At 38.9% G+C, this 12,455-nt stretch carries 11 protein-coding genes and 1 pseudogene; 1 reads left to right on the forward strand and 11 read right to left on the reverse strand.

The annotated features are described in order from the left end of the window. The 4 genes from nusG to pbp2a all read right to left on the reverse strand — a co-directional run. A partial coding sequence (gene nusG / locus NMM17_RS05045) for a transcription termination/antitermination protein NusG (protein WP_079252953.1) occupies positions 1-532 on the reverse strand: 532 nt, incomplete at its 3' end. A 53-nt stretch (positions 533-585) separates the two neighbouring features. Continuing rightward, entirely contained in the window at positions 586-762 is a 177-nt protein-coding gene (secE, locus tag NMM17_RS05050) for a preprotein translocase subunit SecE (protein ID WP_001210991.1), read from the reverse strand. 9 nt (positions 763-771) lie between these two features. Continuing rightward, positions 772-924, reverse strand: a complete 153-nt coding sequence (rpmG, locus tag NMM17_RS05055; protein WP_001809375.1) for a 50S ribosomal protein L33 — start codon at positions 922-924, stop codon at positions 772-774. Between the two features lie 52 nt (positions 925-976). Further along, positions 977-3,172, reverse strand: coding sequence for a penicillin-binding protein PBP2A (pbp2a, locus tag NMM17_RS05060; RefSeq protein WP_254753949.1), 2,196 nt, complete (start codon positions 3,170-3,172; stop codon positions 977-979). A gap of 86 nt (positions 3,173-3,258) precedes the next feature. Between pbp2a and NMM17_RS05065 the strand changes: the two genes are divergently transcribed. Next, entirely contained in the window at positions 3,259-4,134 is an 876-nt protein-coding gene (locus tag NMM17_RS05065; protein ID WP_084928145.1) for an RluA family pseudouridine synthase, read from the forward strand. 68 nt (positions 4,135-4,202) lie between these two features. On the opposite strand, the gene gap is transcribed toward NMM17_RS05065, so the two are convergent. The 7 genes and pseudogenes from gap to NMM17_RS05105 form a co-directional block, all read right to left on the reverse strand. Then, positions 4,203-5,213 carry a type I glyceraldehyde-3-phosphate dehydrogenase gene (gap, locus tag NMM17_RS05070; RefSeq protein WP_000260662.1) on the reverse strand — a complete coding sequence of 337 codons (1,011 nt, stop codon included), beginning with the start codon at positions 5,211-5,213 and terminating at the stop codon, positions 4,203-4,205. 176 nt (positions 5,214-5,389) lie between these two features. Beyond that, the gene (locus tag NMM17_RS05075; protein ID WP_192855410.1) at positions 5,390-6,691 is read right to left on the reverse strand and encodes an ABC transporter permease; all 1,302 of its coding nucleotides are present in this window, start codon (positions 6,689-6,691) and stop codon (positions 5,390-5,392) included. Beyond that, on the reverse strand, positions 6,660-7,343 hold the full coding sequence (locus NMM17_RS05080) for an ABC transporter ATP-binding protein (RefSeq protein ID WP_004240858.1): 684 nt from the start codon (positions 7,341-7,343) through the stop codon (positions 6,660-6,662). The genes NMM17_RS05075 and NMM17_RS05080 overlap by 32 nt, the downstream gene beginning before the upstream one ends. 213 nt (positions 7,344-7,556) lie before the next feature. Beyond that, positions 7,557-8,500, reverse strand: a pseudogene (locus NMM17_RS09665) (XRE family transcriptional regulator). 130 nt (positions 8,501-8,630) lie between these two features. Then, on the reverse strand, positions 8,631-11,282 hold the full coding sequence (adhE, locus tag NMM17_RS05095; protein ID WP_049486627.1) for a bifunctional acetaldehyde-CoA/alcohol dehydrogenase: 2,652 nt from the start codon (positions 11,280-11,282) through the stop codon (positions 8,631-8,633). Between the two features lie 299 nt (positions 11,283-11,581). Beyond that, positions 11,582-11,992 (reverse strand): MORN repeat-containing protein, encoded by a 411-nt coding sequence (locus tag NMM17_RS05100; protein WP_000429319.1) that lies wholly within the window; start codon positions 11,990-11,992, stop codon positions 11,582-11,584. Then, on the reverse strand, positions 11,979-12,422 hold the full coding sequence (locus NMM17_RS05105) for a low molecular weight protein-tyrosine-phosphatase (RefSeq protein ID WP_023947928.1): 444 nt from the start codon (positions 12,420-12,422) through the stop codon (positions 11,979-11,981). Before NMM17_RS05105 ends, NMM17_RS05100 begins: the two co-directional genes overlap by 14 nt. Positions 12,423-12,455 lie beyond the last annotated feature (33 nt).

A 12,455-nucleotide genomic window follows, 5' to 3' on the forward strand; every position in this document is an offset into this window, starting at 1 on the left:
ATTCCGCAATTTGATTTAAGTTTACTTCTGCAACTGTGTCATTACCAAACATAGAGATAATCATTTTTACTTTATTGTTATCAATCTCTGTAATCTTACCAGTATAATCTGCAAAAGCACCATCAATAATACGTACAGTTTGACCAACTTCGACATCAATATCAAACTCTTGTACAGTTTGTCCCATAGAAACCAAGATATCACGGATTTCTTGTTCCAATAATGGAGTTGGTTTTGATCTATTTCCGTGAGATCCGACGAAGCCTGTAACGTTTGGTGTGTTTCGAACAACAAACCAAGCTTCATCTGTCATGACCATTTCTACAAGAACATAACCTGGAAAGCGATTTTCTTCTACTTCTTTTCTCTTTCCATTTTTTTCAACTTGCACTGTTTGTGTTGGAATTTCAACACGTAAAATATTATCCAACATATTGTAGGTTTGTGCACGTTGTAATAGATTTTCTTTTACCTTATTTTCATAACCAGAATAAGTTTGTAAGACAAACCATCCTTTATCAAAACTATCCATGATACTTCCTTTCATAATAGAAGACTTTTAGCGGGAATAACTCCACAGTTCTTCTAAAAAATGTTAATAAATCGAATCAAACCTGAAACAATCAACTGGTCAAAAATATAAATAATCACAACAAAGAAAGCAGTGTATTCCATGATAGAACGAAAATCTCTCCAGCTTTCCTTGCGAGTTGGCCATGTTGTGTCTTTAAGAAGTCTAAAAATATCTCCAATAAAACGCATCGCTCTCTCCTATCTCGTTTCTCTGTGTGTAGTATACTTACCACAATGTTTACAAAATTTATTTACTTCTAGTCGTGTTGGCTTGGGGTTTCCACTGATCTTGATTGAATAGTTTCTAGAACCACAAACCGCACAAGCTAGGCTTGCTTTTTTTAGTGCCATAACGCCTCCATCTTATCTATTATAACAAGAAAGCTAGGCTTTGACAAGCATCTTAACGAAATAGATTGACTACCGAATCCCATATTGTTTGTGCTTTTTCCTTAATTTTAGCATCTGATATAGCACGACTCGCCTCATCTACCAGATTTTGTGCACGACTTCTAATATCAGAAATGGTATCATCCGTCTGATTGGTTTCGTTACTCTGTACTTGATTACTTGTATTGGCTGGTGCAATTCCATTTTGCTTATAAGCATTTTCAACTGTAAAGGTACTTCCTGGCGTATAAGGTAAAATTGTATTTGCAATGTTTCTAAAGACATGGGCTGCACCGTTTGAAGTAGATCCTGCTAGATAGTGGCTTTCATCAGTGGTAGGGAAACCAAGCCAGTGACTAATCACCACATCCGGAGTATAACCAATTACCCACTGGTCACTTGTATATACCGGATTAAAAACTGCTTCAGTTGTACCAGTTTTTCCTGCCATGACATAGTCTGCAGGTGATGAACTAATACCTGTTCCGTTTGTAAATGTTCCCAACATCATACTGGTCATCTTGTCAGCTACAGATTTATCAATCACCCGTTTTTGTGAATTTTTATAGCTCGCAATGACCTGACCACTAGCATTTTCAATTCTACTAATAAAATGAGCTTCCGGCATTAAACCTTCATTTGCAAAGGCAGCATATGCTTGAGCCATTTGAAGAGGGTTGGTTTCAACACCGCTTCCCAAGGCGACACCAAGAACACGATCGACCTTTTCCATGTTTAGTCCGAATTTTTCGCCCGCCTCAAAAGCCTTATCAACGCCCAAATCATTAACAGTGGCAACAGCAGGCAGATTAAGCGATTCTGCCAAGGCTTGATACATAGGAACTTCTCGACTCGTTTTGATCCCTGCATAGTTATCAACCTTATAGCTGTCATACTGCATGGTATGGTTATCCAACTGCTTATTCAAAGCCCAGCCAGCTTCAACTGCAGGCGTATAAACAACTAAAGGCTTAATTGTAGAACCAGGGCTACGTTTTGATTGAGTTGCATAGTTGAAATTCCGGAATCCAGTTTTATCATTGCCAGCAACCTGACCGACAATTCCACGAACTCCACCTGTTTTCGGTTCAAGAGCTACACTTCCTGATTGAGCAAATGTTCCATCCTCTGCCCTAGGAAATAGCGCTGTATTTTCATAGACAACCTGCATATTTGCTTGATAGTTTTGGTCCAGCTCTGTATAAATGCGGTAGCCATTATTAACAATTTCTTCCTCTGTTAGATTATACTTGGAAATGGCTTCGTTAACCACCGCATCAAAGTAAGAAGGATAGCGGTAATCTGAGATTTTTCCTTCATACTTATCGTGCAATTGCGAAGTCATATCAACTTCTGCAGCTTCGGTTTCTTGGTTTTTATCAATGTAACCCGCTGCAAGCATATTTTGCAAGACAGTATCACGACGATTAGTAGAATCTTCTACAGATTTCAAGGGGTTATACAGTTCCGGTCCTTTGAGCATCCCTGCCAGAGTCGCAGCTTGATCCAGACTCACTTCTGATGCAGAAACTCCAAAGTATTTCTTACTCGCATCTTCTACACCCCACACACCATTTCCAAAATAGGCATTGTTAAGGTACATGGTTAAGATCTGATCCTTACTATATTTTTTTGTTAATTCTAAGGCAAGGAAAAATTCTTTTGCTTTTCTCTCAACAGTTTGATCCTGCGACAGATAGGCATTTTTAGCCAGCTGTTGAGTAATAGTAGAACCACCACCTGAACGACCAGCAGTGACAATCGCCAAGAAGAAACGACCATAGTTAATCCCGTCATTTTTATAAAAAGAACGGTCTTCTGTCGCAATAACGGCATTCTGCAAATTTTTACTTATATCAGTCAATTCAACATAAGTTCCTTTTTGACCAGATAAGGCACCAGCCTCCTTTTCTTCACGGTCAAAAATGATAGTCCGAGTTTTCAAGGCGTTTTGCAAATCGTTAACATTGGTTGACTTAGCTACAGCAAACAAATAGGTTCCAACTAGCAAGCTTGCACTCAAACCTAGTATAAGGACAATCTTTGTTAGATGATAGCGACGCCAGAATTTTCGAATTGGACCTACTTGGGCTAATTTTTTTCGATCACTACGAGAGCGACGTAAGCTAGTAGAATCAGAGTCCTCTAGTTCACTTGTTTCTTTTTTAAAAAGAGAAAGAAATTTCTCGAATAATTTATCTAATTTCATGCGTTTATTTTATCATCTTCATCATAGGAAGACAAGAATTTAGCTATTTCCTATCAAAATAGGTCTTTTTTTGTTACAATATCTGTATGAAATTCACATTTACATTACCAGACTCTCTACCTCAAATGACGGTAAAGCAATTACTTGAGGAACAACTCCTCATCCCTAGAAAAATCCGTCATTTTTTGAGAATCAAGAAACACATTTTGATTAATCAGCGAGAAGTTCATTGGAACGAGACGGTAAATCCTGGAGATATTTGCCAGTTAACTTTTGACAAGGAAGATTATCCCGAAAAAGAAATCCCTTGGGGCAATCCTAACCTCGTTCAAGAGGTTTATCAAGATCAACACTTGATTATTGTCAACAAACCAGAGGGGATGAAAACGCATGGTAATCAGCCAAACGAAATCGCCCTTCTTAACCATGTCAGTGCCTATGTTGGCCAAACCTGCTATGTTGTTCATCGTCTAGACATGGAAACCAGTGGCTTGGTTCTCTTTGCCAAAAATCCTTTTATCCTGCCTATTCTCAATCGCTTACTGGAGAAAAAAGAGATTTCTAGGGAATATTGGGCACAGGTCGACGGACATATCAACAGCAAAGAACTTGTTTTCAAAGACAAAATTGGGCGTGATCGCCATGACCGCAGAAAACGAATAGTTGATACAAAAAATGGGCAATATGCTGAAACGCATGTAAGCAAATTAAAGCAATTCCCAGACAAAACTTCCTTGGTTCGTTGCAAACTAAAGACCGGGCGAACCCATCAGATTCGTGTGCACCTTTCGCATCATAACTTCCCTATTTTAGGCGACCCTCTCTATAATAGTAAATCAAAAACAAGTCGGCTTATGCTCCACGCCTTTCGACTGTCCTTTACCCATCCGCTTACTCTAGAGAAATTAAGCTTCACTACCCTATCAGATACTTTTGAAAAAGAGTTAAAAAAGAATGGATGATAGCGTCATCCATTTTTAAATATTTAAAAAGCAAGACCAGAGGCCTTGCTTTTTTATCGACTCAAGAATTATTTAGCGATTTTTGCGAAGTATTCAAGAGTACGAACAAGTTGTGCAGTGTATGACATTTCGTTGTCGTACCATGATACAACTTTAACCAATTGTTTACCGTCAACGTCAAGAACTTTAGTTTGAGTTGCGTCAAACAATGAACCGTAAGACATACCTAAGATATCTGAAGATACGATTGGATCTTCAGTGTATCCGTATGATTCGTTTGAAGCTGCTTTCATAGCTGCGTTCACTTCGTCAACAGTAACGTTCTTTTCAAGAACTGCTACCAACTCAGTTACAGAACCTGCTGGAACAGGAACACGTTGAGCAGCTCCGTCCAATTTACCGTTCAATTCTGGGATTACAAGACCGATAGCTTTTGCAGCACCAGTTGAGTTAGGAACGATGTTTACAGCACCAGCGCGAGCACGGCGAAGGTCACCACCACGGTGTGGTCCGTCAAGGATCATTTGGTCACCAGTGTAAGCGTGGATAGTAGTCATCAATCCTTCAACAACACCAAAGTTATCTTGAAGAGCTTTAGCCATAGGAGCCAAGCAGTTTGTAGTACATGAAGCACCTGAGATAACTGTTTCAGTACCATCAAGAACGTCGTGGTTAGTGTTGAATACAACTGTTTTAACGTCGTTTCCACCAGGAGCAGTGATAACAACTTTTTTAGCTCCACCAGCGTGCAAGTGTTTTTCAGCAGCTGCTTTCTTAGCAAAGAAACCAGTAGCTTCAAGAACGATTTCTACACCGTCGTTAGCCCAGTCGATTTGTTCTGGATCACGTTCAGCAGAAACTTTGATGAATTTACCGTTAACTTCAAATCCACCTTCTTTAACTTCAACAGTACCGTCGAAACGACCTTGAGTTGTGTCGTATTTCAACAAGTGTGCAAGCATAACTGGATCTGTAAGGTCGTTGATACGAGTAACTTCAACACCTTCTACGTTTTGGATACGACGGAAAGCAAGACGACCGATACGTCCGAAACCGTTAATACCAACTTTAACTACCATTAGTGATTTCCTCCTTATGAAAATCATGAAATTTTTATTGTGAAAAGAGTAACTTGAATCACTACAAATCACCTTTCAACAAACCTATTATATAACTATTTGAGTTGAATTGCAAGTACGGGCATTGTTTTTCTATGTTAGTTTCTTTTTAAGACTATAAATCAAGAACTCCCTTACTATTCATATCGTAGCGATTCTACTGGATCCATTTTACTAATTTTACGCGCTGGGAAGTAGGCTGAGACATAACCAAGTAATAGAGCGAAAACTAGAGTTCCTAAAATAGATAGAAGATTTAATTCAAAAACCTTAGTGATGGATGGGTAAAAGTGACTTACAACCACATTCGCCAAACTTCCCACCCCTTGTGCAACCAAAAATGCCAGCAGCAAGGCGATTCCTACAATCCAGATAGCCTCGTAAATAAAAATCCCTTTGACATCACGATTTTGATAGCCAACTGCCTTCATGACACCTATTTCCTTAGAGCGTTGCATGATATTGATGTAAATGATGATACCAATCATGACCGCTGCTACCACAATAGCTTGTGATGAAAGCACAATCAACAATCCCTGAATGACACGAATAAAAGTAATCACAATATCAAGAACCTTCTGTTGAGAAAGAACAGTATACTTCTTGTTTTTCTGCAATTCTTCTGTTATCGCTTTTGTTTGTGATGGATCTTTGAGTTCCAATATAAAATAAGATACAGCTTTTGTAAATCCAGCTTCTTTCAAAATTGTTTCCATTTGACTAGACGGCATGAAACTGTTACTGTCCTCCATGTCATCTTCATCATTGATCACACGCACAATCTTCGTTTGAAATTGAGCAGTCTTGCTAGCTTCGGCAGCATTTTCTACAATACTTGCTGAGACTGATTTGCCAATAACATCACTAGCTGTCAGATTGTTTCCTGTCTGTTCATTCCAATTTTTTAGTAAACTGCTTGGAATCGTCAACCCCTGTTCATTTGCATCAGTATAGAGGGAACCGGCTAATACTTTGTCCGCCTCATTACTACTAACAGAAATACTTGTATCCTCATAGAGACTCACTACTTGAGCATAAGAAGGCATCGTTTGACTCAGATCCATTTCTTGCCCATCTATAGTAATATTTGACATGGTCATCCCAAAAGGACTCTCCAAATATTTAATAGCTTCTTTTCCAACTGTATCCGTGATATAGTTCTTATCATCTTGGTTCAAAAAGCCTCGTCCAGCATTTTCTGTGTTTAAAGCAATCTGAACTTGAGAAGGAATTTGACCTCCATTCGTATTTTCATCAATCATCGAAATCAATGCATTTCCCAAGCCGAAAGAAATTAAGACTCCTACAAAACCGATTGAGGTTGCTAGCGCAATCAATAAGTTACGCCACTTTCTTTCCAGAAAGTTATTTAAAGAAAGTTTGAATTTGTTTTTCAATGATAATCCTTTATTTTTTGACTTCTTCAACGACTTCACCATCCTTCATTTTGATAATCACATCTGCATATGCAGCAACCTCTGGATTATGGGTTACAATCAATACTGTTTTCCCTGTCTGGGCTAAATTTTTAAATACTTCCAATACCATTTCTTGAGATTGAGAATCCAGTGACCCCGTTGGCTCATCTGCTACAATCATATCAGGCTGATTTACCAAGGCACGCGCGATTGCTACGCGTTGCTTTTGCCCGCCAGAAAGCTGTTTAACATTTTTAGCCATAAAAGGCTCCATTCCTAAGCTACTTAATTGCTCCTTTGCAATCATTGTCATCTCCCTGTCAGATAAATCTTTGACATAGAGAGGTAGCTTGACATTGTCCAAGACAGATTGATGAGGAATGAGGTTGAAGTTTTGAAACACAAATCCAATCTTGTTTTTACGAAATTGAGTTAGTTCAATCTCTGATAAGTCACGGAGAGATTCCCCTTTAAATTCTAAAACTCCTTCATATTGTCTATCTAGACCACTGATGATGTTTAGCAAGCTAGTTTTGCCACAGCCTGACGGCCCGTAAATCGCTGTAATTTTACCTTTTGCAATCTGCAGGTTAATATTTCTTAGAGCCTGCTCTTGATGTTTACCGTCCAAAGTGTAAAACTTTGAAATATTTTTAATGGATAAAATGAACATTCTTTCCCCCTTATTTAAAACTGTTATCGTCATACATCATAATTATAGAAAATCCTTCAAGCTACATCAGCGCAGATTTACCACCCTTTAAGCCTACTACTTAGAACTTTCTCTCTATTCCCTAGTTTGCTTCTGGATGTATATCAAGTAAAATTCATTTTAACAAAAAAGCGACATTTCCCCAATGACAGAAATGTCACTCCTATAAAGCATTTAACAATACCTTTCTAAGTCTTCGCTCCATTCATTATCTAAACTAACGATTAACTGCTCATTGCCAAACATCCTCGCCATCATTTTTGCTTCTTCATACTTTTGTTTGGCTGTTTCATAATCCTTCTGAATATAATATTTCCACTCCACCATCAAGACAATCGGTTGTTTTTGAAAATCTCGTGTTTTTTGCCCTATTTTATTTAAAGTCTCGACTGCCCTCTTAAAATAATGAAGCAACCCCATAATCTCTATACAAGTTAAAGAAGCTAACAAGGAATCTCTAAGCAAGTTAAAGAAGCTAACAAGGAATCTCTAAGCAAGTTCAAACAATCGAACTCTATCTTATCAACCTGAGAACTTAGTTTGTCATGAAAACAAAGAATGGTTTCATGCTCAGATTCTTTTATCTCACCCACATTTAAACCATCCATTAACTGACAGTTGAAATACAGTCTCAATTTCAACAAGTCCTCGGCTTTATATACATCTCTGGATAGTAAGTCTTGAAGACCGTCCTCAATCACACTGCTTCCATATAAGGAATTACTAGTCATTCTCACTGCATCTATTGCTTGAAGGCAATCCACTAGCACTTTCTCATCACGTGGCAAATCATCATAAAAATTCTCAAAAATCTCATCGAAATATTCTTCCTTCTGCTCCTGCAACTCCTTGTCTCCATAGTCAGGATGATGTAAAAGAAAGTATTTTAATTCTTGGTAACGCTTGGGTAATTCCTTATAGTCTGGCATCAAGACATAGGAGGGAATTTCTAGCCTATCTGCAATATATTCTAGTGTTTTTATAGTCGGTCGAAATTCTCCTTTTTCGATTCTCACCAACTGACGCACTGATAATTCAGACTCATCTCCACAAAAAACAGGGCGACTAAGTCCTTTCTCCTCTCTAAGAATCCTCACCTTTTCCCCTAGCTCTTTCATCTCTTACATTTCTCCCTCGCACGATTATAAAAGATTTGATTTTCAAATAAATATATGCGATGATTATACCATTTTTCAAATAGAATTACAAAAAAGAGACAGGAAATTCCTGCCTCTAGGCTGATAACAATTATTTACGGCGTCCTGGTCTTTCTTTGTAGCCATAGTAAGAATCTTCGATGATTTCTTGCATATGGTCAACCATTGGAAGACGTGGGTTTGCAGGTGAACATTGGTCTTCATAAGCAAGGAAGGCCAATTCACGAGAATGTTCTTTCCATTCTTTTTCATCGATTCCTTGTGCTTTGAAGTTCATTTGGATACCTACGCGCTCACCAAGTTCGTAGACAGCTTTTGCGTAAGATTCCACACCTTCTTCTGGAGTAGAAGCTGGAAGTCCAAGCATGCGTGCGATATCTTGGTATTTTTCATCTGCACGGTAGTAGTTGTACTTAGGCCATGTTGCTGTCTTAGCTGGACGTGTACCGTTGTAACGGATAACGTATGGAAGCAAGATAGCATTTGTACGACCGTGGATTGTGTGGAATTGCGCACCAATCTTATGGGCCATTGAGTGAGAAATACCTAGGAAGGCATTGGCAAAGGCCATACCAGCGATTGTTGAAGCGTTATGCATTTTCTCACGTGAGTGGAAGTCTGCGTTCTTAACTGAGCTTTCAAGGTTTTCGAATACAAGTTTAATTGCTTGAAGCGCAAGACCGTCAGTGTAGTCGCTAGCCATTTGTGATACGTAAGCTTCAGTCGCGTGGGTCAATACGTCCATACCAGTGTCCGCAGCAACAAATCCAGGAACTGTCAATACCAAAGCAGGGTCTACGATTGCCACAGTTGGTGTCAATGAGTAGTCAGCGATTGGGTATTTACGGTTGTTTGCTTTATCAGAGATAACAGCAAATGGTGTTACTTCAGATCCTGTACCAGATGTAGTTGGAATCGCGATGAATTTAGTCTTCTTACCAAGCAATGGGAACTTGAAGGCACGTTTACGGATATCCATGAATTTTTGAACAAGGTCACGGAAGTCCACTTCTGGTTGTTCATAGAAGAGCCACATTACTTTAGCAGCATCCATTGGAGATCCACCACCGAGAGCGATGATTGTATCTGGTTTGAAGGCACGCATGATTTCAGTACCACGTTCAACTGTAGTGATATCTGGATCTGGTTCTACATCAGCAAAGATTTGGTAAACAACCTTATTGCGACGAAGGTCAAGTTGTTCGATGATACGATCAAGGAAACCAAGCTCTACCATGGCATGGTCAGTAACGATCATGACACGTTCAACGTCACGACATTTTTGAAGGTATTGAATTGAATCACGTTCAAAGTATGTTTTTGAAGGAAGTTTCATCCATTGCATGTTATTTCTCCGTCTTCCGACTTTTTTGATATTCAAGAGGTTAATGGCACTAACGTTATCCCCAACTGAGTTGCGTCCGTAAGAACCACATCCGAGTGTCAATGATGGCAAGAAGGCATTGTAAACGTCCCCGATACCACCGAAAGTAGAAGGTGAGTTACAGATAACACGAATAGCTTTAACAGCTTTACCAAATTCTTTAGTCAATTCTTCATCGGCTGTGTGGATGGCTGCTGAGTGTCCAAGACCGTTAAATTCAACCATTTGACGAGCCTTAGTAATACCGTCTTCACGGCTTTCAGATTTCAAAACTGCGATAACTGGTGACAATTTTTCACGAGTCAATGGCTCGTTTTCACCAACTTCTTTACATTCAGCAGCAAGAATGTTTGTTCCTTCTGGAACTGTAAATCCTGCTTGTTCTGCAATCCAAGTTGCTGGTTTACCAACGATGTCAGCGTTCAATTTTGCACCAGCACAGTTTTTGCTATTTGCTTTCACGCCGAAGCAGAACTCTTCAAGAAGTGCTTTTTCTTTTTTGTTTACAAAGTAAGTATGATATGATTTGAACTCTGCTACAAATTCATCGTAAATTTCTTTATCAATGATAACCGCTTGTTCAGATGCACAGACCATACCATTGTCAAATGATTTAGACATGACGATATCGTGTGCAGCTTGGCGGATGTTAGCTGATTTTTCAACATAAGCTGGAACGTTTCCGGCACCTACCCCAAGAGCTGGTTTACCACATGAGTATGCAGCTTTAACCATAGCATTACCACCTGTTGCAAGGATTGTTGCAACACCTTCGTGGTTCATAAGGGCACTAGTTGCTTCCATAGATGGTTCAGTAATCCACTGTACACAGTTTTCAGGAGCTCCTGCTTTAATCGCAGCATCACGAACGATTTGAGCTGCGTGAGCTGATGATTCTTGAGCTGATGGGTGGAAGGCAAAGACGATTGGATTACGTGTCTTCAATGAAATCAATGCCTTAAAGATTGCTGTTGATGTTGGGTTTGTTGTTGGAGTGATACCACAAACAACACCAACTGGTTCAGCGATAAGAGTCAAACCTGTTACATCGTCTTCTTCGATAACACCAACTGTTTTAGTGTGGCGCATGTTGTTTACTACGTGTTCACAAGCAAACAAGTTCTTAGTTGCTTTGTCTTCAAATACACCACGTCCTGTTTCTTCATAGGCATGTAGAGCCAATTCTCCGTGGGCATCCAAAGCTGCCACTGACGCTTTAGCTACGATGTAATCGACCTGTTCTTGGTCGAGTTTACGCATTTCCTCAAGAGCAACTAAAGCTTTTTGCACCAAGCCATCGACATGCTTTTCAGCAGCGAGTTTCTTTTCTTCTGGTGTCACAGTTTTTTTATCAGCCATATTTTCCTCCATAGCTTTCAAGGATTGATATCCTTTGTTAATTTTTTCACAAGTTTATTATAACGCATTATTTCAACTTTGTAAACAGTTTCATAAACATTTCACAAAGAATTTTTTATTGTTTGTGAATTTTTTCTCATTTTCTTTACTTATCACGTTTTTTCTTTAGAGTTTGTGAAAATCATTTCAAATATTTTTTATTTCACAAACTTACTTGGAAGAGGGATTTGGAAAGAGATAGATTTTCTAGTAAGCGCTTACTTTTAGGTGCTAACAATACCTCCTTTGATAAGGAGGCTTTATTTTTGTTGAAAAACGCCTTGTTTAAAAGTCCCTTCATAAACAACTTCTTGTTCTGTTGTTAGTTTCCCTTTTCCTTCAGCCTGACCATTTACAAAATCACCTTCGTAGGTCCAGCCTTCTTTAGATTGAAAGGTACCTTTTCCGTTGAAGGCTCCATTGTTGAAACCACCAGTATACTGGTCTCCATTTTGGAAGGTAATGGTACCTTGTCCATTCATTTTACCACGTACAAGACTGCCATCGTAAACAATGGTTCCATTATCAAGCTTTAGAACACCTTTTCCGGGAATATTTAGAAAAAAGACGAGCACAGCACAAAAAACAATCGTAACTACTGCCAAAAGCTCTAAACGTTGACGAGTCAGATAGACACGATACTTTTCGTAAAAATTCTTAAGATTTTCCATCTTCACTCTCCTTCTCTAAACGTTCTAACCATGCTTGACACCCCTCTTGAACACGCTGATAGGTTTCCTCAAAATCTCCTGTATACCAAGGATCTGGAACACTTTCAGATGCAAATGAGTAAATCTTATCTTGACAGTCTACTGGACACATCTGACGTAAGTCAGAAACATTTGAAGCATCCATTCCGATAATATAATCAAAGGCTTCAAAATCTTCCTTACTAATCTGAAGCGATGTTTTGGTTTTGTCGTAAGGAATCTCATACTGTTGAAAAATCCCTTGAGTTCCCTTATGAATCGGATTGCCATGTTCCCAAGAAGAAGTCGCTCGACTTTGGATTTCATAATTATCTGTCATTGATTTCATAACAAACTCAGCCATAGGGCTGCGACAAATATTTCCCAAACAGACAAAGACTAGTTTTTTCATCCCATTTCCTTTCTTTTATAGAAAAACGGGAGT

Origin of the sequence: Streptococcus sp. CF7_Ac1-12, from assembly GCF_024295905.1 — a bacterium.
Lineage (GTDB): Bacteria > Bacillota > Bacilli > Lactobacillales > Streptococcaceae > Streptococcus > Streptococcus mitis_AP.

Coding starts and splice junctions, on each gene's coding strand:
- secE (WP_001210991.1), bottom strand. CDS start 762: ATGCGTTTTATTGGAGATATTTTTAGACTTCTTAAAGACACAACATGG.
- rpmG (WP_001809375.1), bottom strand. CDS start 924: ATGGCACTAAAAAAAGCAAGCCTAGCTTGTGCGGTTTGTGGTTCTAGA.
- pbp2a (WP_254753949.1), bottom strand. CDS start 3,172: ATGAAATTAGATAAATTATTCGAGAAATTTCTTTCTCTTTTTAAAAAA.
- NMM17_RS05065 (WP_084928145.1), top strand. CDS start 3,259: ATGAAATTCACATTTACATTACCAGACTCTCTACCTCAAATGACGGTA.
- gap (WP_000260662.1), bottom strand. CDS start 5,213: ATGGTAGTTAAAGTTGGTATTAACGGTTTCGGACGTATCGGTCGTCTT.
- NMM17_RS05075 (WP_192855410.1), bottom strand. CDS start 6,691: ATGGTGAAGTCGTTGAAGAAGTCAAAAAATAAAGGATTATCATTGAAA.
- NMM17_RS05080 (WP_004240858.1), bottom strand. CDS start 7,343: ATGTTCATTTTATCCATTAAAAATATTTCAAAGTTTTACACTTTGGAC.
- adhE (WP_049486627.1), bottom strand. CDS start 11,282: ATGGCTGATAAAAAAACTGTGACACCAGAAGAAAAGAAACTCGCTGCT.
- NMM17_RS05100 (WP_000429319.1), bottom strand. CDS start 11,992: ATGGAAAATCTTAAGAATTTTTACGAAAAGTATCGTGTCTATCTGACT.
- NMM17_RS05105 (WP_023947928.1), bottom strand. CDS start 12,422: ATGAAAAAACTAGTCTTTGTCTGTTTGGGAAATATTTGTCGCAGCCCT.